Origin of the sequence: Allobosea sp. 117, from assembly GCF_000702305.1 — a bacterium.
Lineage (GTDB): Bacteria > Pseudomonadota > Alphaproteobacteria > Rhizobiales > Xanthobacteraceae > Ancylobacter.
Window position 1 is genome coordinate 103,515 of sequence record NZ_JNLC01000018.1, and the last position, 24,197, is coordinate 127,711.

Here is a 24,197-nt window from a genome sequence, read left to right on the forward strand (position 1 = left end):
CGTCTTCGAGCCCACGCGGGCGAGGATCCGGAGCGCGGCTGGAAACGGGAGGTGGAATTCGCTAGGACAGGAAGTCCCCGCCGCCAGAGAAAAAGATGTCTGACTTCACCGCTCCGAAAGGCTGGGATTTCGCGTCAGCGCCGAAGAGACTGATCGCCTTCATTTCCTCCCACAGCCTGAGCCTGCCAACCATGGGGCGGAAGCCCCGGCTCCATGGCCTTCATGGGCTGCGCGCCATGGCGGCGCTGATGGTCGTGCTGTTTCACCTGCACGGAATACTTGGCCTCGCGGTGCCGGACAGCCTCAGGATCGTCACGACGCATTTCGGCTTCGGCGTCTACATATTCTTCATACTCAGCGCCTTCTCGCTGGCCTTTTCCAATCCGCGGGCGATCGACGACGTCGGCGGCTTTTATCTGAAGCGCCTGTTTCGGATAGCACCGCTATTCTATGTCATGATTGTTGTTTACAGCGTGTGCTTCGAGGCCCCGTCAATTCCGGTGCTGATCTCGAACTTGACGTTTACGTTCAACCTCATCCCCGGCAAGCATCAAAGCGTGGTCTGGGCCGGCTGGACCATCGGCGTCGAGATGCTCTTCTATCTGATGCTGCCGATCATCCTCGTCGTCTGTGCGTCGAACATCGCGCTCGCCGTAGGCGCGGTGGTGACGGTGCTCGTCAGCTACAGCAGCTACTTCCTCATAGCGCAGTCGATTGCGTCGGTGCCGACCTACAGCCTGATGGCTTTCCCCACCAATCTGGCGGTCTTCTTCGCCGGGATCGTCGCCTACCGGATCTATTTGGGCGTCCAGGATCGGCACGCGAAACCGGTCGCCCTGATTGCAGCAACGGTAGCCCTTGTGGCCATGGCGCTCCTCCTGGGCAGCCCCGGCCTTTTCCTGTTCCGCGACGGGCAGATGAACATGCTGGTCTGGATCTACGCCTTCGCGGCGGCCTGCCTCTGGCAGGCTCTCTGGCCGTGCTGGCCGTTCAATACCCGGGCCGCCCAGTGGGCCGGCGAGCGCAGCTACAGCCTCTATCTGCTGCATCCCCTGCTGATCTACAGCCTTGGCGATGTCTACACGCTGGTCTACCGGGAGCTGTCGTCCATCGGAAACTGGGCGTTTCTCGCCTGCGCGGCAATCACCCTTCCACTCCTGTTCGCCCTGAGCGCATTCACCTACTGGCTTATCGAAGGGCCGGGCTACGCGCTTGGCACCTATCTGCGCAGGCGACGTGCCGCCGCGCGCTCGGATCGGACCGCGAGCCTTGGCACGACCCCTTGACCATCGGTGTGTTGGCTACGGCCCGCACGGCTTCGCGTCAGGCTCGCCGCTCATGCCGGCCACCATCGACGAGAAGGCGCGCAGCCATGACCGCCGTCCGCCCATGAGGCCGCCTCGACCATGAGCCTCTCCCCGCCCTCGTCACGCGCACCCGGCCCGATGCGCCGGCCGCCGGCCTGGCTGCTCGTCGCGGCGCTGGTGCCGGTGGCGCTCGCGGCGCTGCCGCTCCTCTACGTGGTATCGCGCGGCACTGAGGCCGGGCTGACGGCGATGTGGGACGCGCTCGCACGCCCGCGCACCGGCTTCCTGCTCGCCAACACGCTCGGCCTCGCCATCGGCGTCACCCTCGCCTCGACACTCATCGGCACCGCCTGCGCCTGGGTCATCGAGCGCACCGACCTGCCCGGCCGGCGCTGGTGGCGCACCCTCGTCTGCCTGCCGCTCGCCGTGCCGGCTTTCGTCTCCTCCTATGCCTGGGCCTCGCTCGGCCCGGGCTTCCAGGGGCTCGGCGGCGCCATCCTCATCCTGACGCTCTCGCATTTCCCGCTGATCTACCTGCCCGCCGCCGCCGCGTTGCGGCGCATGGACACCCGCCTCGAGGACGTCGCCCGCTCGCTGGGAGAGACCGCGCCGGCAACCTTCCGGCGGGTGGTGCTGCCGCAGCTCCGCCCGGCGCTCGGCGGCGGCGCGCTGCTGGTGCTCTCGCACATGCTGGCGGAGTTCGGCGCGCTCTCGCTGCTGAGGGTGCAGACCTTCACCACCGCGATCTTTCAGGAGTACGAGCTGCAGTTCAACAGTGCCAACGCCGCCCTGCTCTCCGGCGTGCTGATGGCGCTGTGCCTGCCGGTCGCGCTCGGTGAGGCGCGGCTGCGCGGCCGCCACCGGCTCGCCCGCACCGACCGCCGCAGCCGGCGCCAGCCACCGCTCGCCCGGCTCGGCAGAGCGATGCCGCTGGTGCAGGCCGGCCTCGGCCTGCTCACCGCCGCCGCGCTCGGCGTGCCGCTGGCGATGCTCGCCTACTGGCTGAGGGTCGGGTTCTCAATCGGCGCCGGTACCGGCGACCTGCCGGCCGCCATCGCCGGCTCGCTGGAGCTCTCGATCGGCGGCGCGGTACTCACCACCCTGCTCGCTCTGCCTCTGGTGCTGCTGGTGGTGCGCTATCGCTCGGCCGCGGCAAGCCTCGCCGAGCGCCTGCCTTATGTGGTGCACGGCCTGCCCGGGCTGGTGGTGGCGCTCGCCCTGATCTACGCCTCGATCCGCTGGGTGCCGGCGCTCTACCAGTCGGCCGCGCTGGTGCTGATCGCCTACGCCATATTGTTCCTGCCGCTGGCGCAATCGGGCCTGCGCGCCGCCGCCGAGCTGGTGCCACCGGAGCTGGAGCAGGCCGCGCGTACGCTCGGGCGTGGACCGCTCGCCGCCTTCGCCGCCGTCACCCTGCCGGCACTGGCGCCCGGCATCGGCGCCGCCATGGCGCTGATCGTACTGGAGCTGATGCGCGAGCTCACCGCGACGCTGCTGCTCGCCCCCGCCGGGGTGACGACGCTGGCGACCGAGGTGTGGTCCTACACCAATGACGGCTCCTACGCCGCAGCCGCCCCCTTCGCGGCACTTCTGGTGCTGGTCTCGGGCGTGCCGGTCTATGTCTTCACGCTGCGCACGCTGAAGACCGGGCGGCGCGGCGACTGAAAAGAAAATCCCCGGGCGCGAGCACCCGGGGATCGAAAGCGTCGGAACTGCAAGGCCTTGCGGCCGCCGCCTGAATCACATCTTCAATTCGATCTTGCCGAGATTGACGAACTGCGTCTCGCCCGACGAGCCGTCGACGCCGTCATTATCGGTGACGATGTAGGCGGTGCCGTTGGCGTCGATCGCGAAGCTCTCGACCTTCTCGATCACATAGCCCTTCGGCGCGGCGAGATCGGCGATGAGGTCGCGCACCATCGTCTTGGTCACCACCGGGGCGTCCTTGGAGCCGAGCGGAGCTGGCTTCACATCCTTCAGCGAGACATAGGTCAGTTTCTTGACCTTGGCCTTCGGGCCGATCTGGTTGTCGCGCTCGATGAGGAAGAGGCCGCCATTGCTGGCGGTGATCTCCGAGAGGCCGATCCAGCCCTTGTCCGCCTTGTCGAGCGGATAGCGCACATAGCCGAAGCTCTTGTCCGCCGGCTTGTAGGCGATGAGCTTCACGAAGCCCTTCTCGTCGTCCTTCCACTCGCGCTGCACGGCGATCCACACCGTCTCGTCGGCACCGCTGCCGGTCACCGTCACGCCCTCGAAGCCGAAGCGGGTCGCCTGCGCGGCGAGCTCGGCCGGCAGCGCGATCTCCTCCTCGATGGCGCCGGTCGCGGAGACGCGCAGCAGCAGGTTCTGCGTCGGGTTCTCCTTCTTCTCCGGATTGCCTTCGGAGGCGACCCAGAAGCCGCCCTGCGGGCGCACCGCGACGCCTTCGAGGTCCAACCCCTTGGCCGGCTGGCCGTCGCGAGTGAGGATCGTCGCGGCGGTAATCTTCGCCGGCGCGCTCGTCGCGTCGACGCTGTAGATGCGGGCCTGCGCATAGGCGCTGTCATTGACGGTGTAGAGCTTGCCCGGCGCCGAGGCGTCGGCGGCGAGGCCGGACAGCGCGCTCCACCAGATCGGCAGGCCGTCGGCACCGTTCACCGAGGCGATGGTCGGATAGGCGGCCTTGCCCGGCGCGCGCTGATAGATCGTCACCACCGAGCCGATGCCGCCGTCCTCTCGCAGATCGGTTTCGCTCGCGGTGACGAACAAGTTGCGCGAGGGGATGGCGAGCAGGCCCTCGGGGCCGACGCCGCCCGGCAGCGCCTGCAGGAACTCGGGGGCCGCACCGGCGCCCTTGTCACGATAGACGAAGACCAGCGAGCCGCGCTCCGAACCGAGAAAGAGCAGCTTCTCGCCGTCGAAAGTCGCGGTCTCCGCGCCCTCCATCTCGATGCCCTTCTTGTTGCGCTTGTCGGGATAGTGGCCGAGCCGCACCGCCTCGTATTCCGGCGCCGCGCCGCTCTCGAACAGCACCTTGCCGGTCTTGTCGAAGACGGTGTAGCCGCGCGTGCCGCCCTTCCAGTCGCCCTCATTGGCAGTGACGAAGCGCTCGTCGTCGATCCACTGCACCGCATCCGGCTCGCGCGGCACGTCCTTCATGGTGCCGGACAGGTCGATCACGCCGTCCTTCTTGGTGTCGATCTTCTCCAGCGTCACCGTGCCCGCCGGGAAGTGCGAGACCACCTTGCCGGTGTTGAGGTCGGCGACGATGATGTGGTTGTTCTCCTGCAGGGTGAGCACCACCTCGTTGCGGGAGTTGATGTCGACATATTCCGGCTCCGGATCTTCCGGCGCCACCGCGGCGAGGTCGGACACGTCGATCACCTTCTTCGCCGCGCAGTCGACCGAGCCGTTGTTCAGCGGGAAATAGGTGAGGTTGCCGCCCGGCAGTTGCGGGATGGCGCCGTCATTGATCTCCTCGTCGCGCTCGTTCTCGATGGCGATGGCGAGGAACTTGCCGTCCGGGCTCTTGGCGAGCGAATCCGGCTGGCCGCCGAGCTCGCACTTCTCGATCACGCTCTTGCTGGCGAGGTCCACCACCGCGAGGAAGCCGGAGGGCTTCGCCTTCGATTCCGAGGTGACCACGCCGACCAGCGCCTTGCCGCCGATCACCACGGTCGAGGTCGGCTCGCCGCCGAGCGCCACCGTGCCGGCCGGCTTCGGCGCCGCCGGGTCGGCCATGTCGATGATGCCGATGCGCTCGCCGGGGCTGTCGGTATAGACCAGCGTCCGGCCGTCCTCGGAAGCGGAGATGATCTCGGACACCGTCTTCTTCGCCGGATCGGCCCCCGCCGGCAGGTTGTCCACCACATTGAACGTCGCGATACGGTTGAACACCGGCGGCGTCTGCGCCTCGGCGCAGGCGACACCGAGTACCGCGAGCGAGATGCCCGACAAAAGCAGCGCGCGCATGAAAGCTCTCCTCCTCGAACGGACGATTCCATTCGGGGGGCACTTCCAGCGCGCTTGCATGACAGCCGGATGACACCGCCTGCCCGAAAGTCAGGCAGGACAAGGCCCGGAACAGGCTCGCCTACGACTTTGGTCGGGGTCAAATCGTCCGGAAATACAATATTTGGACTTGCACTTAACGAGAGGGCAGCGTCTCCTTCCTTTAGGGACAAGGCGCACAAGCGTCGCCCGGCGGGATAGGACCCGCCACGAGGAAACGCCAAAAGAGGAACCACCCATGACCGATACGTCAGGGAAGAGCACGGGCGCGCATGAAGCGGCCCCGACCAGCCGCCGCACCTTCATCGCCACGGCCGCCGCAGCGAGCGCGGCCGTGGTCGCCGCGCCCGCCGTCCACGCTCAGGCGCCGATCAAGCTGAAATTCCAGTCGACCTGGCCGAACAAGGACATCTTCCACGAATTCGCCGGCGACTACGTGAAGCGCGTCAACTCGATGACCGGCGGGCGCGTCGAGCTCGAACTGCTCGCCGCCGGCTCGGTGGTCCCCGCCTTCCAGATGGCGGACGCCGTCTCCACCGGCATCCTCGACGGCGGCCACGGCGTCTCCGCCTACTGGTACGGCAAGAACAAGGCCTTCTCGCTGTTCGGCACCGCCCCGGCCTTCGGCTGGGACGCCGACGAGCTGCTCGGCTGGGTACGCTATGGCGGCGGCCAGCAGCTCTATGACGAGCTGATCACCGACGTGCTGAAGCTGAACGTGGTCGGCATGCTCTACGGGCCGATGCCGACCCAGCCGCTCGGCTGGTTCAAGAAGGAGATCACTTCCGCCGACGACATGAAGGGCATGAAGTACCGCACCGTCGGCCTCGGCGCGGACCTCAACAAGGAGCTGGGGGCGGCGGTGACGATCGTGCCCGGCGGCGAGATCGTGCCGGCCATCGACCGTGGTCTGCTCGACGGTGCCGAGTTCAACAACCCGTCCTCGGACCTCGTGCTCGGCTTCCCGGACGTCTCGAAGACCTACATGATCCAGAGCTACCACCAGGCGCTGGAATGCTTCGAGATCCTGTTCAACAAGACCAAGTTCAGCGCCCTGCCCGCCGACGTCCAGGCCATCCTCAAATCGGCCGGCGACGCCGCCTCCTCCGACATGATGTGGAAGGCACAGGACCGCTACTCCAAGGACCTCGAGGCGATCAAGGCGCGCGGCGTGAAGGTCATCCCGACCCCGAAGCCGGTGCTGGAAGCCCAGCTCGCCGCCTGGGACAAGGTCATCGCCAACCTCTCGGCCGATCCCTTCTTCAAGAAGGTCATCGACAGCCAGAAGGCCTGGGCGCAGCGCATCGTCGGCTTCCGCCTGCAGTACGAGGTGGATTCGCGCATGGCCTACGACCACTTCTTCGGCAAGGCGTAAACCCTCGCTGACCAATCACGATCCCGGACGGCCGAAAGGCCGCTCCGGGATCGTCGGTCAATGAGGGCGTCGCATACCAGTCCCGACGCCGCGACCCTGCGTTCGCTGCGGCCGGGATTACGCCCCTCCCCGCTCCGCGCCCGAGATCCCCATGCAATCCGTGCTGCTCGCCGTCGACCGGCTGAACGCCTTCATCGGCAAGACGTTCGCCTGGTGCATCGTCATCCTGATGCTCGCCATCACCTACGAGGTCTTCCGCCGCTACGTGCTGAGAGACCCCACGACCTGGGCCTATGACGTCAGCCTGATGCTGTACGGCGCGCTGTTCATGATGGCGGGTGCCTACACCCTCTCGCGCAACGGCCATGTGCGGGGCGACTTCCTGTATCGGAAGTGGGCGCCGCGCGCACAGGCCAAGTGCGATCTGGTTCTCTACTTCCTGTTCTATTTTCCGGGCATCCTTGCCCTGATCTACTCCGGCTGGAACTACTTCCAGCTCTCCTACATGCTCAACGAGCATTCGTCCTTCAGTCCGGACGGGCCGGTGATCTGGCCGTTCAAGGGCATCATCCCCATCGTCGGCGTCATGATGCTGGCGCAGGGCGTGGTCGAGGTGGTCCGCTGCATCATCTGCATACGCGGCGGCGACTGGCCGCAGCGCCTGCACGATGTCGAGGAAATGGAAAAGGTCATCCTCGAAGAGGCCGCCGCCCGAAAAGAGGAAGCGCTCAACGCCGCCGAGCGTGAAGCCACCACGCGGGGAGCGCTCTGATGTTCCTGTCCGATCCCGCACTCGGCATCCTGATGCTGGTGCTGTTCCTGATCTTCCTGATGCTCGGCTTCCCGATCGCCTTCACGCTGATGGCTCTCGGCGTCGGCTTCGGCTACTTCACACAGGGCGACAGCATCTTTCAGCTCTTCGTCCAGCGCACCTATTCGGTGATGGCGAACGACGTGCTGATCTCGATCCCGCTGTTCCTGTTCATGGGCTATGTGATCGAGCGCGCCAACATCCTCGACCGGTTGTTCCGCTCCATCCAGCTCGCCGCCGGCTGGATTCCGGGATCTTTGGCCGTCGCCACCCTCATCACCTGCGCGCTGTTCGCCACCGCCACGGGCATCGTCGGCGCGGTGGTCACATTGATGGGCCTGCTCGCCTTCCCCGCGATGCTGCGCGCGGGCTACGACACGCGCATTGCCGCCGGGGTGGTCTGCGCGGGCGGCTGCCTCGGCATCCTCATTCCGCCGAGCGTCATGCTGATCCTCTACGGCGCCACGGCCGGCGTGTCGGTGGTCAAGCTCTACGCCGCCGCCTTCATTCCGGGCCTCGGCCTCGCGCTGATGTACATGCTCTATGTGATCATCCGCGCCATGATCAATCCGGCGCTGGCTCCCAAGCTGCCGGCGGCGGAGCGGAACGTGCCGGCGCTCACCATCCTATGGGCGCTGCTGACATCGTTCTTCCCGCTCGTATTGCTGATCACGTCAGTTCTGGGCTGCATCATACTAGGGCTCGCGACCCCGTCGGAGGCGGCAGCCATTGGTGCCTTCGGAGCGATCGTGCTGGCGCTCGCCTACCGGACCTTCAGCCTTCAGAAGCTCAAGGACTCGGTCTTCCTCACCGCCCGCGCCTCGGCGATGGTGTGCTGGCTGTTCGTGGGATCGGCGGTGTTCTCGGCCGTGTTCGCGCTGCTCGGCGGGCAGCGCGTCGTGGAAGAGTTCATCATGGGGCTGGACCTGGGACCGGTCGGATTCCTGCTGCTCACCCAGGTCATCATCTTCATCCTGGGCTGGCCGCTGGAATGGACGGAGATCATCGTGATCTTCCTGCCCATCTTCCTGCCACTTCTCGACCATTTCGGCATCGACCCGATCTTCTTCGGGGTGCTGGTGGCCCTGAACCTGCAGACCTCGTTCCTGTCGCCGCCGGTTGCGATGGCACCCTTCTATCTGAAGGGCGTGGCGCCAAAGCATGTCTCGATCGACGAGATCTTCTCGGGCGTGATGCCGTTCATCGCCATCGTCGTGTTCGCCATGGCGCTGCTCTACATCTTCCCGGGCATCGCGCTGTGGCTGCCAAGCGCGCTGTATGGCGGCTAGGAAGCGGATGGTTCCGGGACGGCGCCGCCGTCCCGGAGTTCAGCCGGCGGCCAGGGCGCGGGGATCGGCCGGCGCTGTCTTCCAGCCGAAGCTCGGGAAGCGCACCACGCGCTTGCCGCGGAAATCCGCCTCGCAGACGAGATAGCCGCGCTCCTCCATATAGGTCAGCAGCCAGCGCCCGCGCGAGGGCGAGCGGCTGCCATAGGCGCGCGCCAGCGCCTCGTCGCCGGGCGAGGGAGCGCCCTCCATGCCGGCCCGCGCCAGCATGAGGAACACGCCCTGCATCTCCTCCGGCAGCGCCGCGGCCTGCTCCACCGCACGCTGCCATTCTTCGTCTGCTCCCTGCCCGTCGACGCCGGCGCGGGCTATGGCGAGACGGCGGGTGAAGTCGGCGAGGTCCGGCACCTTCGAGCCGATGCGCCGCACGCGGCAATGCACCAGGAAATCCGGATAGAGCGCGGCGGCCGAACGGAACGGGGCGTCAGGATCGGCGACGAACTGGTGCACGATCTCGTCGAGGATCGCTTCGCGCTCGGCGTCGAAGGCCCGCGCGGCCTCGGGGTCGGCAACGCCAGGCTCCGGCGCCGGCGCCTCCGCGAGGCTCGCCAACAGCTCGTCGGTCGGACGCGGCGGCGGCGGGCGGCGCTCGGGCAGCGGCTCGTCGGGCGCGCTGTCGTCGAAGATCAGGTCCTGAAGTTCTGCCGTGCCCATCTCCGGCGGCGGCATCAGCGCGGGACGCCCGTTGCGGCTGGCGGTCTCCACATGCCCGATCTTCACCGGCAGCGGCCGGCGGGAGAGCGCCGGGCCGAGCGCCACGAAGGAGCCGGTGTTGAGGTCGCGAAAGCTTTCCGCCTGGCGCTTCTCCATGCCGAGCAGGTCCGCCGCGCGTGCCATGTCGATGTCGAGGAAGGTGCGGCCCATCAGGAAGTTCGAGGCCTCGGCGGCGACGTTCTTGGCGAGCTTGGCGAGGCGCTGCGTGGCGATGACGCCGGCCAGCCCGCGCTTGCGGCCGCGGCACATGAGGTTGGTCATGGCCGAGAGCGAGATGCGTCGCGCCTCGTCGGAGATCTCGCCGCCGCCCGCCGGGGCGAAGAGCTGCGCCTCGTCGACCACCACCAGCATCGGGAACCAGTGCTCGCGCTCGGCGTCGAACAGGCCGTTCAGGAAGGCGGCGGCCGAGCGCATCTGCGCGTCGGCGTCGAGGCCCTCGAGATTGAACACCACCGAGGCACGATGGCGGCGGATGCGCCCGGCGAGCCGGGTGATCTCGCCCTGGGTGCGCTCCGCGTCGATCACCACATGGCCGTAACGCTCGGCGAGCCCGACGAAGTCGCCCTCGGGATCGATGATCGCCTGCTGCACATGGCCGGCGCTCTGCTCCAGCAGGCGGCGCAGCAGATGCGACTTGCCCGAGCCGGAATTGCCCTGAACCAGCAGGCGCGTCGAGAGCAATTCCTCGAGGTCGAGTCGCACCGGAGAGCCGGCGGTGTTGGTCCCGATCTCGATGCCGATCTTCATGCCTGCAACCGATCCTCACGCACCTACGGCCGTCCCCGCGCGTTTACCATGTCCGGCGCCCGCGCCGAGCGGCCACCCGGGAAACGTCCACAGATTCGGGCCGGGGGAGCAAGTGGACAGCCGCGATGGCGGCTTGCACTCGACGCAGGCGTCCGGCCATGCGAGAGCTAACGCCATGCCACCGCCCCTCTTCACCATCGGCTATGAGCAGGCCTCCTCCCGCGCCGTGCTGGACGCCCTGGCCGATGCGGGCGTCGAGCTGCTGGTCGACGTGCGGGCGATCGCCGCCTCGCGCCGTCCGGGTTTCTCCAAGCGGCAGCTCGCGGCGGGCGTCGAGGAGCGCGGCATCTCCTATCTGCATCTGCGCGGCCTCGGCACACCGGCCGAAGGACGGCAGGCGGCCCGCTCGGGCCATTACGACGAGCTGCGCCGGATCTATGACGCGCACCTCGCCACGCCCGTCGCAATCGAGCAGATGGACGAACTGAAGAAGCTGGTGGCCGGCGGAAAACGCATCTGCCTGCTCTGCTTCGAGCGCCACCCGGAGCACTGCCATCGCCAGATGGTGGCCGAACTCGTCTGCGAGGACCTTGGAGTCGAGGTCGAGCATCTCGCGGCCGACCCGCTCGGCTGACTACTCCGCCGGCAGTCCCGCCGCCCGCTCTTCCATGCGATAGGCCAGCACGGCGATGCCGGCGATCGAGGCGACGAACACCGCCGCCATGCCGAGCAGCACCTTGAAGACGGGATCGAAGCCGCCGTGATCGTGCAGGAAGCCGATCGCCATCACCGCGAGCCCGGCCGTGCCGAAGCCGAGGAAGAAGCGCACCGCATAGACCTTGCCGCGCCAGGCATCCGCCGTGAAGCGGGCGATGACGACGTCATTGACGGTGACCTGACCGTAGATGCCGGCCATCGCGAGGGCGAGGCCCGCGATCATCGGCAGACCGGTGGTGCCTGCTGCGATCGCAAGGCCGGCGAGCTGCAGAAGCGCGGTGCCGACGAACACGGTCGTCGCGCGGAAATGCTCGACCAGCCGGCCGACCGCGAGCTGCGTCATGGCGCCCACCAGGAACACGGCGGTGGCCACCCCGCCGATCAGCACCAGCGGCAGCGACGTATCGCCGAGACGCTCATCGACCAGCTTCGGCAGCGACACCGTGAGCGCCGTGAACAAGAGCCCGCCCAGCAGCACGGCCAGTGCGAAAAGACCGACGAAGACGACGAGCAGGCGCGGGTCGATCGGCACCTCCGGCTTGCTGACCCGCTGTGCTCTGGCGTTCGCCGCCTCCCGCACCACGATCATGAAAGCGATGCCGGTGACGATGCAGACGAGGCCCGGCACCACGAAGGCGGCGCGCCAGCCGGCATAGGCGGCGATCAGCCCTGTGACCGCCGCCGCCAGCGCCGCGCCGAGATTTCCGGCGACCCCGTTCACCGCCAGCGCCCGGCCGCGCCGCGTCGCGGCGGCGATCAGCATGGTGGTGCCGACCGGATGGTAGATCGCCGCGAACACGCCGAGCGAGAGCAGCGAGACAGCAAGCGCGAGCTGGCTGGAGGCAAGGCCGGTCGCGACCAACGAGACACCGCAGCCGAGGAAGAACAGCGCGATCATGTTGCGCCGACTCCAGTGGTCGCCAAGCCAGCCGGCCGGCAGCGCGAACACGCCGAACGCCACGAAGCAGGCCGTCGATAGCCCGATCATCTCGCCATAGGCGAGGCCGAGCTCGGGCCCCATCGCCAGCACGGCGGTGGGGAAGATCAGGATGACGTAATGGTCGAGTGCGTGCGCCCAGTTGATAAAGCCGATCATGGCGCGCGCATTGGCGTCGGACGCCTGGATATCGGACATGGGGGCACCTCGCAGTCGCACGCGTACATACATCGCGGCATCAACCGCGACAATGATGCGGGCTTCGGGTGCACAACCTGGAATACAACCTGAATTTCCAGATCACACAACCACTAAATGGTTGATTGCAACCCTTGGCAACGGCACGAATCACAAGAATTAGCGTGAATTTTTCATCAATCTTTTTCCCGCGGATGCCGCATGCGCGCGCCGAGGCTTACCAGTGCTCGGCTCCTGGCCGCGGCACCCGTCTTCGCGTGCCTCGGCGATCCCGCAGGTGCCGAGGACGCCGCCTCGTCCCGCTTCAAGAACAGGTTGTATTTCTATTCCGGCCTCGATGTCGCGAGCGATAATGCCTATGGCTGGGCGGGCGTCGCCTGGGCGCCCTTCGACCTGATGGACCGCGAAGGGCTGCGCCTGCGCTTCCAAGGCGGCGGCGGCCAATACCGCTACCGCACCTCGTCCGTGGCCGGCGGCTGGAACACCGTGACCAAGAGCGACGGCGAGCTGCTCGCCGGCTGGCAGTTCCTGCGCGGCCAGCAGGCGCTCGCGCTCTATGGCGGCATCAACGTCACCAGCGACCTGCTGGCCCAGCCGGATCCCTGGAACCGCGACCAGGGCACGCATGTCGGCGCCAAGTTCCTCGCCGAATGGTATGCGCGGCTCGGCGAGCACCTCGTCGCCACCGCCGCGGCGGGCTATTCCACCGCCGACCGGACCGTGACGGCGCGCGCGACGATCGCCCACCGACTCGATGGCGACATGGAGATCGGCACCGAGGCCGCGACCTTCGCGGACGAGGAATCGACCGAGGCGCGCGCCGGGCTCTTCCTTGCCCTGCCATGGGAAGGGCGCATCTTCCGCTTCGCCGGCGGCTGGCGCTGGGACGACGACAGCGAGGACGGCCCCTACGGCACGATCTCGCTCTTCATGCGCTATTAGCGGGCTGTCACGCACGTCCAGCGATGCTAGGAACCGCCCGTCTTTAGCGACGAGGTCCGGTTTTGTTTTCGCTCGATGAACTCCGCCAGGCGCAGCGGCGCGCGCATGCCGCCTTTCCCGCCACGCCGCAATATGCCTGGCCGCTGCTGGCGGAGCGCGTCGGCGCGGAAGTCTGGGTCAAGCACGAGAACCATACGCCGACGGGCGCCTTCAAGGTGCGCGGCGGGCTGATCCACCTCGAAAGGCTGGTGAGCGAACGGGCGGCGCCGAACGGCATCATCTCGGCGACGCGGGGCAATCACGGCCAGTCGCTCGCCTATGCCGGCAGGCGTTTCGGCGTGCCGGTGACGATCGTCGTCCCGGAAGGCAACAGCGTCGAGAAGAATGCCGCCATGCACGCCTTCGGCGCCCGGCTGATCGAGCACGGCGCCGATTTCGACGCGGCACGGATCGAGGCGCAGCGCCTCGCCGTCACCGAGGGCCTGCGCTTCGCGCCGTCCTTCCATCGCGACCTCGTGCTGGGCGTCGCCGGCTGGGCGCTGGAGCTGTTCGAGGCGGCGGGCGCGCTCGACGTGCTCTATGTGCCGATCGGCCTTGGCTCCAGCATCTGCGGCGCCATCCTCACCCGCGACCTGCTCGGGCTGAACACCGAGATCGTCGGCGTGCAGAGCGCGGCCGCCGACGCCTATGCCCGTTCCTTCGCCGCCGGGCATGTCGTCGAGACGGCCAGTGCCGACACCAGGGCCGACGGCCTCGCGGTGCGCATCCCCGATCCCGAGGCGCTGGCCATCATCCGGCGCGGTGCCGCCCGCATCGTGACGGTGAGCGACGACGAGGTCGCCGAGGCGATCCGCATCTACTGGACCGACACCCACAATCTCGCCGAAGGGGCCGGCGCGGCCGCCCTCGCCGCCTTGCTGAAGGAACGCGACGGGGTCGCGGGACGCCGCGTCGGCCTGCCGCTCAGCGGCGGCAATATCGACCTCGCGCTGTTCCGCGACTGGGTGCTGGCGGCGCGCTGAAGCTCAGGCGTCTTCCGCGCGCATGCCGTCGAGCGCCGGCCGGGCGTCGACATCGGCATTCTCGGCGATGATGTGCAGCGCCTCCGCCTCCAGCGCCTCGCGCGTGTCGATGTCGACGAACGGCGCCTCGTCGCCCGCCTCGACCTCGGCCACCGCCTCGGCGTTGGCGCCGATCAGATGGCGCGCCCCGACATCGCCGGCGAGCGCCATCAGCTCGGGGAAGAAGCGCCGCGACCAGACCACCGGATTGCCGCGCCGCCCCCCGCGCACCGGCACGGCGATCAACCGCCCCTCCTCCGGCGCCAGCGCGCCGGCGAGCCGGTCGATCAGTGCCGCGTCGACGCGCGGCATGTCGGCAAGCAGGATGGCCGCCGCCTCGACATCCGGCGGCAGCGCGGCGATGCCGGTGCGGATCGAGGTCGAGATGCCTTCGGTGAAATCCGGATTGTGGGCGAAGCTAACCTCAAGGCCGGACAACGCCTGCGCTATCCGCTCCGGCTCGTGGCCGGTGACCACGACGACAGGCCGGGCGCACGAGCCGAGCGCCGCCTCGACCACGCGGCGCACAAGGGCGGTGCCGTCGAGCTCGGCGGCGAGCTTGTTCCGGCCCTCCATCCGCGTGCCGCGACCGGCGGCAAGCACGATGGCGGCGGTGCGACCCTGCCGCCCGCCTAGCTCTTCACGCGGTTGGGGACGTGTCGCGATATCCATAAGCAACCCTCCGACACCCATGCCGACGATGTCGGCCCGTTTGACGGCGAGCCCGGCGAGCAGGCGGTGCAGCACCCAGTCGAAGCCGTTCTCCTTCGGGCTTCGCGCGCAGCCCGGCGCTCCGAGCACCGGCACCTCGCCCAGCCGGCCGACCATGAGAAGATTACCCGGATCGACCGGCATACCCAAATGCTCGATCGCCCCGCCCGCGGCGACGAGGCCGGCCGGCACCACATCGCGCCGGTCGGCGATCGCCGAGGCGCCGAACACCAGCACGATCTCCGCGCCGCGCCCGATGCTCCCGCGCACCGCCTCAGCCACCGCTTCCGCCGCGTGGGGCACCCGTTCCTCGGCGACGATCGCGACACCGGCGCCCGCCAGCCGCGCCGCCGTGACCCGGAACGTCTTGGCGACGACCTTGTCGGGTAGGCCCGGCAGCAGGGTCGAGATCACGGCGGCGCGGCGCAGCCTGTAGGGCGCGACGCGCACGAGCCCCTCGGCGGCGACGCTCGCGGCCGCCTCGACCGCCGCACCCGCCACGGCGAAGGGGATGATCTTCACCGTCGCGATCATCTCGCCTTTGCGCACGGGCCTGAAATTGGGCAGCGTCGCCAGCGTCACCGCCTCGTCGATGGCGTTGAAGGCGTCGACGCTCGCCTTATCGACCACCAGCACACCGGCGGCTGCGGCCCTGAGATTGGCTCGCCCGGTGAAGGCCGCGTCGACCACGGTCGCTGGCCCGGCCGCCGCACGCGCCAGCCGTGCCGCGGCCGTGTCCTCCGGCACGTCGCCGGGCTCCATCTGCGCGGCGATGATCGCGCCGAGGCCGGCCTGCCGCAGGCCGTCCAAGGCGTCCGGGCCGATCGGCGCGCCCTTACGCAGCTCGACGCTCGGCAGCCGGATCGCGTGGACGTTGAGCGCGCCCTCCGCCTCGTCGAGCGGCAGCGGGCCGAACCTCACGCCGCCTGCTCCCGCTCCGCCGGACGGCGGCGCAGCGTGCCGACGAGCTGCGCCAGCACCGAGACGGCGATCTCGGCGGAGCTCGCCGCGCCGATGTCGAGCCCGATCGGCGCGTGGATGCGCGCGAGCGCCTCCCGCCCGATCCCGCGCGCGGCAAGGCGCTCCAGCCGCGCCGCATGGGTCTTCCGCGAGCCCAGCGCGCCGACATAGAAGCAGCCGCGTGCCAGCGCCTCGGCGAGCGCTGGGTCGTCGATCTTCGGATCGTGCGTCAGCGCCGCCAGCGCGGTGAAGGGGTCGAGCGCGAGAGCGGGCAGCGCGACGTCTGGCCACTCGGCGCGCAGGTCGACATCCGGGAAGCGCTCGGGCGTCGCGAAGGCGGTGCGCGGATCGACGATGGTGACGTCGAAGCCTGCGGTCCGCGCCATCGGCGCCAGCGCCTGCGAGATATGCACCGCGCCGGTGATGACGAGGCGCGGCGACGGAACCTGCACGGTCAGGAACACCCGTTCGTTCCCGAGCTCCAGCATGAAGCTGCGCCCAGTGCGGAACGCCTCGGCCAACGCTTCGGCGAGCGGATCGGCGGCGGCTTCCGCGCTCCTGACGAGACGCTGCCGGCCACGGCCGATCTCGGTGACGAGCACGCAGGCGCGCCGCGCCGCCCGCTCGGCATTCAGCGCTTCGAGCAGCGCGAGTTCCATCAGACGACCTTTTCGAGATAGACGCGGATGCGCCCGCCGCAGGAGAGCCCGACCTGCCAGGCGGTCTCGTCGGCGACGCCGAATTCCAGCAGCCGCGCCTCGCCGGTGGCGATCACCTCGCCCGCTTCGGCCACTACCGCCCCCTCGACGCAGCCGCCGGAGACCGAGCCGAGGAAGCCGCCTGCCTCGTCGATGGCGAGGTGGCTGCCGACCGGACGGGGCGCCGAGCCCCAGGTCTCGACCACGGTGGCGAGCGCGACGCCGCGCCCCTCCCGCCGCCACCGGGCGGCCGCTTCGAGAACATCCTCTTCGCGTGCGAACATGGCGCCGCTCCCATCATATCCAGCCGAACATAACGCAATGCAGCACAAGGTGCCTTGCCGATAAAGGCAAGACGGATCACAAGGTCGCGCATGAGCCGACCTTCTCCACTTCCAACCGCCCTGCCCGTCCCGGCGCGAACGCTGCGCTCCGTCGACGACCTCGCCGCGGCGGGGCTGCTCGCGGACCGCGCGGACTTCGATGCCGTCGCGGAGCGCTATGCCGTCGCGGTGACGCCGACGCTCACCGGCCTGATCGATCCGGCCGATCCCGCCGATCCGATCGCCCGGCAGTTCGTCCCCGATGCGCGCGAGCTCGACACCCGCCCCGAGGAGCGCGTCGACCCGATCGGCGATGAGGCCCACAGCCCGGTTCCCGGCATCGTCCATCGCTACCCGGATCGGGTGCTGCTGAAGCTGGTCGGGGTATGCGCCGTCTATTGCCGCTTCTGCTTCCGCCGCGAGATGGTCGGCCCAGGCGCCGAGACCAGCCTGTCGGAAGAGGCGCTGGAGGTGGCGCTCACCTATATCGCAGGGCATCCCGAGATTTGGGAGGTCGTCGTCACCGGCGGCGATCCGCTGGTCGTCGCCCCTCGCCGCCTGGCCGATCTGATGGCACGGCTTTCCGCCATCCCGCATGTGAAGATCGTGCGCTTCCACACCCGCGTGCCGGTCGCCGCGCCGGAACGGGTCACCCCCGCACTGGTCGCGGCGCTACGCGCGCCGGGCGTCACCACCTTCGTCGCGGTGCATGCCAACCACGCCCGCGAGATCGCGGACGAGGCCCGAGCCGCGATCGGCCGGCTGGGCGATGCCGGCATCGCGCTGGTCAGCCAGAGCGTGCTGCTCGCCGGGGTGAACGACGACGCGGAGACGCTGTCGGAGCTGTTCCGCGCGCTCGTCGAATGCCGGGTGAAGCCCTATTACCTGCACCACCCTGATCTCGCGCCCGGCACCGCGCATTTCCGCCTGCCGATCGCGCGCGGACAGGAGCTGATGCGCGCCCTGCGCGGGCGTCTCTCCGGCCTCGCGCTGCCGACCTATGTGCTCGACATACCCGGCGGCTACGGAAAGGTGCCGGTCGGCCCGGACTATCTGGAGGCGGCGCCCGAGGGCTGGCGCGTCACCGACTATTGCGGCGGCGTCCACGCCTACGAGACCGCCGCGTGAGCCAGCGCATCGCCGACGTCGACGTCGACGTCGTGGTGATCGGCGCCGGCGCGGCCGGCATGATGTGCGCCATCGAGGCCGGCAGACGCCGGCGCTCGGTTCTCGTCCTGGATCGCGCGCAGGCGCCGGGCGAGAAGATCCGCATCTCCGGCGGCGGGCGGTGCAACTTCACCAATCACGGCGCGAGCCCGAAGAACTACCTGTCGAACAACCCGGCCTTCTGCATCTCGGCGCTGAAGCGCTACACGCAGCACGACTTCATCCGCCTCGTCGAGGCGCACGGCATCGCTTGGCACGAGAAAACGCTGGGCCAGCTCTTCTGCGACGGCTCGGCCCGGCAGATCATCGACATGCTGCTCGCCGAGATGCGCAATGCCGGTGCCGAGCTGCGGCTCGGCGCCTCGGTGGACGGCGTCGAGAAGACGGAAGACGGCTTCCGCCTCCGCGTAGGCGCCGAGGCGATTTCCTGCCGCTCGCTCGTCGTCGCGAGCGGCGGCAAGTCGATTCCGAAGATGGGCGCCACCGGCTTCGGCTACGACCTCGCCCAGCAGTTCGGCCTCGCTATCGTGCCGACCCGTCCAGCCCTGGTGCCACTGACGCTGGAGGCGGCGACGCTGGAGCGGCTGCGTCCGCTCGCCGGCGTCTCGGTCGATGCGAGCGTGCACCACGGCAAAATCCGCTTCGACGAGGCGATGCTGTTCACCCATCGGGGCCTCAGCGGGCCGGCTATCCTGCAGATCTCCTCCTACTGGCGCGAGGGCGACGAGATCGCGCTCGACATCGCGCGCGGCGTCGACGTCTTCGGAGAGCTGCGCCGGGCGCGCGCCGCCAATGGCCGGCAGTCGCTGGCCACCGCTCTGGCGGCTTTGCTGCCGAAGCGGCTCGCGCAGCTCGTCGCGGAGGAAGCGAAAGCCGCCGGCAATCTGGCCGACCTCTCGGACAAGCGGCTCGACGCCGTCGCCGCGACGGTGAAGGACTGGCGCATCCGCCCGGTCGGCTCGGAAGGCTACCGCACGGCCGAGGTGACGCTGGGAGGCGTCGACACCGCCGGACTCGATTCGCGCACCATGCAGGCCAAGGCGGTTCCTGGACTTTACTTCATAGGTGAAGTTGTCGACATAACCGGCTGGCTTGGCGGATATAACTTCCAGTGGGCATGGTCGTCCGGCTGGTGCGCCGGGCAATATGCCTGACGGCGGGCGTCAGACCACCCGGTATTCGCGCCCGACATAGGCGAGGCCCGGCACCTTCGGGCCGAGAATGACCGCGTCGACCCGCCCGACGAGGACGTCGTGGGTCGCCACTGTACGCATCTCGACAAGGCTGCATTCGAACACGGCGAGCGCTCCGGAAAGGCACGGCGCGCCGAGAATCCCGTCATGCCATTCCCCGACCGCGAAGCGCTCCTCGCCGGTGAGCCGTCCGCCGAAGCTCTGCGCCACCGCCTCCTGATCGCCACGCAGCATGTTGACCGCAAAACAGCCCGCACCACGGAAAGCGGCGGCCGAGCGGGAGCGGCGGTTGATGCACACGAGCAATGTCGGTGGACTGTCGGATACGGAGGCGACCGCCGTCGCGGTGAAACCGACACGTGCCGTCCCCTCGCGCGTGGTCACGACATGCACCGCCGCCACCAGCCGGCTCATCGCCTCGCGGTAGAGTGTCGGCTCCACATTATGCTCTGTCACGCTGTCCACCCGCTGCATCCCGGATCGGTGCGATGCCGCCCGGCGCACCTCCAATATGGCTATACATAACGATTGTGCAGCGCGAGGAAAATTGCCGCCTGCAGGGCATCTCGGCGGGTGATGCATACGAGGCCGCGCTATGGCGGCAAGCCTGCCGCGTCACCGGGCATCATCCGAGCCGGCATCGTTCGGTAGAGGTATTTTATTACCTAAATATCATTTTCGTCGATGGTTTGCATTTCGTCTTTCGATCGAATTGTATCCGCTCGAAGGCCGGGCTAAGACTAGAAGCCATCGCCTATGTGCGGTGCACGGCCATAATATGGGCATAGCCCGAACGTGCACCCGCGGCGTTGCAACCGGCTGAGGGGAGCCGTCTGGTCATATGGACGTTTTTGTTCAGCAGCTCATCAACGGGCTGACTCTCGGGTCGATCTACGGCCTCATCGCTATCGGCTACACGATGGTGTTCGGCATCATCGGAATGGTGAACTTCGCCCATGGCGACGTGTTCATGATGTCGACCTTCATCGCGCTGATCTGCTTCCTGCTGCTGACCACGGTGCTGGGGATCACCTCGATCTTCCTCGCGCTGGCGATCGTGCTGGTGGTGGCGATGTTCTTCACCTCGCTCACCTCCTGGGCCATAGAGCGTGTCGCTTACAGGCCGCTGCGCGGCTCGTTCCGGCTCGCGCCGATGATCTCGGCGATCGGCATGTCGATCCTGCTCGCCAATTTCGTCCAGGTCGCCCAGGGCCCGCGCAACAAGCCGGTGCCGCCGATGGTGACGGACGTGATCGTGCTGATGGAGAACAATGGCTACCAGGTCACCCTCGCCTGGAAGCAGGTGCTGATCATGGTGGTCACGGCGGTTCTGCTGGCCGGCTTCTGGTATCTCGTGCAGAAGACCGCACTCGGCCGCGCCCAGCGCGCCTGCGAGCAGGACCGCAAGATGGCCTCGCTGCTCGGCATTAATGTCGACCAGACCATCTCGCTGACCTTCGTCATCGGCGCGGCGCTCGCCGCCGTCGCCGGCGTGATGTACCTGATGTATTATGGCGTCGCGAATTTCGCGGACGGCTTCGTGCCCGGCGTGAAGGCCTTCACCGCCGCCGTGCTCGGCGGCATCGGCTCGCTGCCCGGCGCCGTGCTCGGGGGGCTGCTGATCGGCCTGATCGAGGTCTTCTGGTCGGCATATTTCTCCATCGAATACAAGGATGTGGCGGCGTTCTCCATCCTTGCCATCACCCTCATCTTCCTGCCTCAGGGCCTGCTCGGCCGGCCGGAAGTCGAGAAGGTGTGAGGAAAGCCCATCATGGCCGTCCAGCTTGCCGAGTCTCCTCCGGCCGCCACCCAGCCGCCCGCTACCCCGCCCGCCCAGACGACCGCCGCTGACACGAACTCTGCCTTCGGCCATGCGCTGAAGGATACGCTGATCACCGGGCTGATCGCCCTCGGCCTGCTCGGCCCGCTGGTCGGTTTCGAGACCGTGGTGCGCGACACCGGAGCCGGCAGCGCGCTCGGTCTCGCCTACCGGCCGGTGGTGGTCGCCGTCATGGTCGCCATCATCATGGTCGGCCGGCTCGTCCTCAATCTCACCGTCTGGTCACCCAACCGCGTCGTGAAGACCCGCTCCGGGCCTTCGGTGTTCGATCGCATGGGCACCGCGGTCGGCCCGGTGGTCAAGCCGGCGCTGTTCGCCTTCGCCGTCGCCTTCCCGCTCCTCGCCGCCATGCTGATGGGCGGGCTCAACGAGAGCCGCTACCTGATCGACCTCGGCATCCTGATCCTCACCTATGTGATGCTCGGCTGGGGCCTCAACATCGTCGTCGGCCTCGCCGGCCTGCTCGATCTCGGCTACGTCGCCTTCTACGCGGTCGGCGCCTACACCTACGCGCTGCTCGCCACCTCCGCGCCGATCAACGAGTTCTTCTCCGGGCTGCTCGGCGAGACCTTCTGGGCCAACTGGGCATTCTGGATCTGCCTGCCCATCGCCGGCATCTTCTCCGGCCTGTGGGGCATGATCCTCGGCTTCCCGGTGCTCCGGCTGCGCGGCGACTATCTCGCTATCGTGACGCTGGCCTTCGGCGAGATCATCCGCCTGGTGCTGATCAACTGGGTCGACTTCACCGGCGGCGGCGCCGGCATCGCCTCGATCCCTCGCGCCACCTTCTTCGGCGTCCCCTTCACCGCGGGCGAGGACGGATTCGCGGCGCTGTTCGGGCTCGAATTCAACCCGATGCACCGCATCATCTTCCTTTATTTCGTGATCCTGGCACTCGCGCTGATCACCGCCTTCGCTACCGTTCGGCTGCGCAAGCTGCCCGTCGGCCGCGCCTGGGAAGCGCTGCGCGAGGACGAGATCGCCTGCCGCTCGCTGGGCATCAACACCACCAACACCAAGCTCTCGGCCTTCGCCACCGGCGCCATGTTCGGCGGCTTCGCCGGTTGCTTCTTCGCCGTGCGCGCGGGCTTCGTGAGCCCGGAGAGCTTCACCTTCGACATCTCGGCGATGATCCTCGCCATTGTCGTGCTGGGCGGCATGGGCTCGCAGATCGGCGTCGCGGTGGCGGCGGCGGTGATGCTGGGCGGCATGGAGATGCTGCGCAACCTCGGCTTCCTGAAGCAGATCTTCGGCAACGACTTCGACCCGAGCCTCTACCGCATGCTGATCTTCGGCTTCGCCATGGTGGCGATCATGGTGTGGAAGCCGCGCGGCCTTGTCTCGACCCGCGAGCCGACCATCTTCCTTAAGGAGCGCAAGGCGGTCTCCGGCGACCTCGTGAAGGAGGGCCACGGCTGATGCAACCCTCGACCGGCAACGCTGCCCCCTATCGCTGGGATGCCGATCCCATCCTCCTCGTCGAGCACCTGTTCATGCGCTTCGGCGGCCTCGTCGCCGTGAACGACCTCTCCTTCAATGTCGGGCGCGGCGACATCACCGCGCTGATCGGCCCGAACGGCGCCGGCAAGACCACAGTCTTCAACTGCATCACCGGCTTCTACAAGCCGAGCGAGGGCCGGCTCGTGCTCGGCCACGGCCGTGCGCCGACACCCGAGGAGGTGGCGACCGTCACCGCCCATGGCGAGCGGGCGCTGGTCGGCTCCGACGCCGCCGTCTATCTGCTGGAGCGCATGCCCGACTACCGGGTCTCCGGCGAGGCAAAGGTGGCGCGCACCTTCCAGAACATCCGCCTGTTCACCGGCATGACCGTGCTGGAGAACCTGATGGTGGCCCAGCACAACGCGCTGATGTCGGCCTCGGGCTATTCGCTCAAGGGCCTGTTCGGCCTGCCGGGCTGGCGCGCGGCGCAGCGCACGGCGACCGAGAAGGCGCAATACTGGCTGGACAAGGTCGGCCTGACCGATCGCGCAGACGATCCGGCCGGCGACCTACCCTACGGCGCCCAGCGCCGGCTCGAGATCGCCCGCGCCATGTGCTCCGACCCGATCCTGCTCTGCCTCGACGAGCCCGCCGCGGGCCTCAATCCACGCGAGAGCCTTGAGCTGAACACGCTGCTGCGCGCCATCCGCGCCGAGCACAACACCTCGATCCTCCTGATCGAGCACGACATGAGCGTGGTGATGGAGATTTCCGACCACGTCGTCGTGCTCGACTACGGCACCAAGATCGCCGACGGCACGCCCGAGGCGGTCAGGAACGACCCGCGCGTCATCGCCGCCTATCTCGGCGTCGACGAGGACGCGGTCGAGGAGGTCGAAGCGGAGATCGAGGCCGAGATCGCCACGGGGGCCCAATCGTGAATGCAGTAAGCGCCGCCGCGTCGGGTTCGCCGGCATCCATGCCGTCCGCGCCCATGTTGTCCGTTCGCGGCGTGAAGACCTTCTACGGAAACATCATGGCGCTGAAGGGCGTCGACATCGACGTCAATGCGGGCGAGATCGTCACGCTGATCGGCTCCAACGGGGCCGGCAAGTCGACCCTGATGATGACCATCTTCGGCCAGCCGCGCGCCCGCGAAGGCGCCATCCTGTTCGAGGGGCGCGACATCACCAAGATGCCGACGCACGAGATCGCCATGCTGCGCATCGCCCAGTCCCCCGAGGGACGGCGCATCTTCCCGCGCATGACGGTCTTCGAGAACCTTCAGATGGGCGCCTCCATCGACGGCATGGCGCATTTCGACAATGACCTCGAGCGCGTCTTCACCATGTTCCCCCGCCTCAAGGAGCGCATCAACCAGCGCGGGGGCACGCTGTCCGGCGGCGAGCAGCAGATGCTGGCGATCGGCCGCGCGCTGATGAGCCGCCCGCGCCTGCTCATGCTCGACGAACCTTCGCTCGGCCTCGCGCCGCTGATCGTCAAGCAGATCTTCGACGCCATCCGCGAGCTCAACCGCACCGAGGGGCTGACCGTGTTCCTGGTCGAGCAGAACGCCTTCCACGCGCTCAAGCTCGCCCATCGCGGCTATGTTCTGGTCAACGGGCTGGTGACCATGTCCGGCGAGGGGCGCGAGCTGCTCGAACGGCCGGAGGTGCGTGCCGCCTATCTCGAAGGCGGGAGGCACTGAGATGGTCACGCA

21 protein-coding genes are annotated in these 24,197 nt (G+C 68.2%); 14 read left to right on the top strand and 7 right to left on the bottom strand.

The annotated features are described in order from the left end of the window. Positions 1–95 precede the first annotated feature (95 nt). Together U742_RS0120520 and U742_RS0120525 are read left to right on the top strand one after the other, a co-directional pair. A complete protein-coding gene (locus U742_RS0120520; RefSeq protein ID WP_081853127.1) occupies positions 96–1,286 on the top strand; it encodes an acyltransferase family protein in 1,191 nt (396 codons plus the stop codon). Positions 1,287–1,406: 120 nt separating this feature from the next. Beyond that, positions 1,407–2,972: an ABC transporter permease gene (locus tag U742_RS0120525; RefSeq protein WP_038362271.1), complete on the top strand. Its 1,566-nt coding sequence runs from the start codon at positions 1,407–1,409 to the stop codon at positions 2,970–2,972. Between the two features lie 75 nt (positions 2,973–3,047). Here U742_RS0120525 and U742_RS0120530 read toward each other — a convergent pair whose 3' ends face one another. Beyond that, the gene (locus tag U742_RS0120530; RefSeq protein ID WP_029356492.1) at positions 3,048–5,258 is read right to left on the bottom strand and encodes an esterase-like activity of phytase family protein; all 2,211 of its coding nucleotides are present in this window, start codon (positions 5,256–5,258) and stop codon (positions 3,048–3,050) included. Between the two features lie 277 nt (positions 5,259–5,535). Between U742_RS0120530 and U742_RS0120535 the strand changes: the two genes are divergently transcribed. The 3 genes from U742_RS0120535 (at position 5,536) to U742_RS0120545 (ending at position 8,772) form a co-directional block, all read left to right on the top strand. Then, entirely contained in the window at positions 5,536–6,672 is a 1,137-nt protein-coding gene (locus U742_RS0120535) for a TRAP transporter substrate-binding protein (protein WP_029356494.1), read from the top strand. A 151-nt stretch (positions 6,673–6,823) separates the two neighbouring features. After that, the gene (locus tag U742_RS0120540; RefSeq protein ID WP_029356495.1) at positions 6,824–7,444 is read left to right on the top strand and encodes a TRAP transporter small permease subunit; all 621 of its coding nucleotides are present in this window, start codon (positions 6,824–6,826) and stop codon (positions 7,442–7,444) included. Further along, on the top strand, positions 7,444–8,772 hold the full coding sequence (locus U742_RS0120545) for a TRAP transporter large permease (RefSeq protein WP_029356498.1): 1,329 nt from the start codon (positions 7,444–7,446) through the stop codon (positions 8,770–8,772). The genes U742_RS0120540 and U742_RS0120545 overlap by 1 nt, the downstream gene beginning before the upstream one ends. A 39-nt stretch (positions 8,773–8,811) precedes the next feature. On the opposite strand, the gene U742_RS0120550 is transcribed toward U742_RS0120545, so the two are convergent. Beyond that, complete coding sequence (locus tag U742_RS0120550; protein WP_029356500.1) at positions 8,812–10,290, bottom strand: ATP-binding protein; 1,479 nt, start codon at positions 10,288–10,290, stop codon at positions 8,812–8,814. Positions 10,291–10,465: 175 nt separating this feature from the next. Between U742_RS0120550 and U742_RS0120555 the strand changes: the two genes are divergently transcribed. Beyond that, complete coding sequence (locus U742_RS0120555) at positions 10,466–10,924, top strand: DUF488 domain-containing protein (RefSeq protein WP_029356502.1); 459 nt, start codon at positions 10,466–10,468, stop codon at positions 10,922–10,924. Here U742_RS0120555 and U742_RS0120560 read toward each other — a convergent pair whose 3' ends face one another. Further along, a complete protein-coding gene (locus U742_RS0120560) occupies positions 10,925–12,142 on the bottom strand; it encodes an MFS transporter (protein WP_029356504.1) in 1,218 nt (405 codons plus the stop codon). Between the two features lie 201 nt (positions 12,143–12,343). On the opposite strand from U742_RS0120560, the gene bcsS reads away from it, so the two are divergent. Both bcsS and U742_RS0120570 read left to right on the top strand, forming a co-directional pair. Continuing rightward, positions 12,344–13,084, top strand: coding sequence for a cellulose biosynthesis protein BcsS (bcsS, locus tag U742_RS0120565; protein ID WP_081853128.1), 741 nt, complete (start codon positions 12,344–12,346; stop codon positions 13,082–13,084). Between the two features lie 62 nt (positions 13,085–13,146). Beyond that, positions 13,147–14,106 (top strand): threonine dehydratase, encoded by a 960-nt coding sequence (locus U742_RS0120570; protein ID WP_029356509.1) that lies wholly within the window; start codon positions 13,147–13,149, stop codon positions 14,104–14,106. Between the two features lie 3 nt (positions 14,107–14,109). Here the strand turns inward: U742_RS0120570 and U742_RS0120575 are convergent, their stop codons facing one another. Genes U742_RS0120575 through U742_RS0120585 form a run of 3 tightly spaced genes read right to left on the bottom strand, consistent with a single transcriptional unit; the run spans position 14,110 to position 16,798 of the window. Then, positions 14,110–15,777: an NTP transferase domain-containing protein gene (locus tag U742_RS0120575; RefSeq protein ID WP_081853129.1), complete on the bottom strand. Its 1,668-nt coding sequence runs from the start codon at positions 15,775–15,777 to the stop codon at positions 14,110–14,112. Next, a complete protein-coding gene (locus U742_RS0120580) occupies positions 15,774–16,475 on the bottom strand; it encodes an XdhC family protein (RefSeq protein WP_029356513.1) in 702 nt (233 codons plus the stop codon). Before U742_RS0120580 ends, U742_RS0120575 begins: the two co-directional genes overlap by 4 nt. Continuing rightward, complete coding sequence (locus tag U742_RS0120585) at positions 16,475–16,798, bottom strand: XdhC family protein (protein WP_029356515.1); 324 nt, start codon at positions 16,796–16,798, stop codon at positions 16,475–16,477. Before U742_RS0120585 ends, U742_RS0120580 begins: the two co-directional genes overlap by 1 nt. Positions 16,799–16,888: 90 nt before the next feature. On the opposite strand from U742_RS0120585, the gene U742_RS0120590 reads away from it, so the two are divergent. Then, positions 16,889–17,965 (top strand): lysine-2,3-aminomutase-like protein, encoded by a 1,077-nt coding sequence (locus tag U742_RS0120590; protein WP_029356517.1) that lies wholly within the window; start codon positions 16,889–16,891, stop codon positions 17,963–17,965. Next, on the top strand, positions 17,962–19,158 hold the full coding sequence (locus tag U742_RS0120595; RefSeq protein ID WP_282568335.1) for a BaiN/RdsA family NAD(P)/FAD-dependent oxidoreductase: 1,197 nt from the start codon (positions 17,962–17,964) through the stop codon (positions 19,156–19,158). Before U742_RS0120590 ends, U742_RS0120595 begins: the two co-directional genes overlap by 4 nt. Positions 19,159–19,167: 9 nt before the next feature. Here U742_RS0120595 and U742_RS0120600 read toward each other — a convergent pair whose 3' ends face one another. Then, positions 19,168–19,662 carry a flavin reductase gene (locus U742_RS0120600; RefSeq protein ID WP_248310446.1) on the bottom strand — a complete coding sequence of 165 codons (495 nt, stop codon included), beginning with the start codon at positions 19,660–19,662 and terminating at the stop codon, positions 19,168–19,170. A gap of 376 nt (positions 19,663–20,038) precedes the next feature. Here U742_RS0120600 and U742_RS0120605 point away from each other — a divergent pair, with 376 nt between their 5' ends. The 4 genes from U742_RS0120605 to U742_RS0120620 are packed head-to-tail and all read left to right on the top strand — an operon-like array spanning position 20,039 to position 24,185. Then, a complete protein-coding gene (locus U742_RS0120605; protein WP_029356523.1) occupies positions 20,039–20,956 on the top strand; it encodes an ABC transporter permease subunit in 918 nt (305 codons plus the stop codon). A gap of 12 nt (positions 20,957–20,968) precedes the next feature. Continuing rightward, positions 20,969–22,456 carry a high-affinity branched-chain amino acid ABC transporter permease LivM gene (livM, locus tag U742_RS0120610; protein WP_029356525.1) on the top strand — a complete coding sequence of 496 codons (1,488 nt, stop codon included), beginning with the start codon at positions 20,969–20,971 and terminating at the stop codon, positions 22,454–22,456. Continuing rightward, on the top strand, positions 22,456–23,418 hold the full coding sequence (locus U742_RS0120615; protein WP_029356527.1) for an ABC transporter ATP-binding protein: 963 nt from the start codon (positions 22,456–22,458) through the stop codon (positions 23,416–23,418). Before livM ends, U742_RS0120615 begins: the two co-directional genes overlap by 1 nt. A 53-nt stretch (positions 23,419–23,471) precedes the next feature. Beyond that, the gene (locus tag U742_RS0120620; RefSeq protein ID WP_248310447.1) at positions 23,472–24,185 is read left to right on the top strand and encodes an ABC transporter ATP-binding protein; all 714 of its coding nucleotides are present in this window, start codon (positions 23,472–23,474) and stop codon (positions 24,183–24,185) included. The last annotated feature ends 12 nt before the right edge of the window (positions 24,186–24,197 follow it).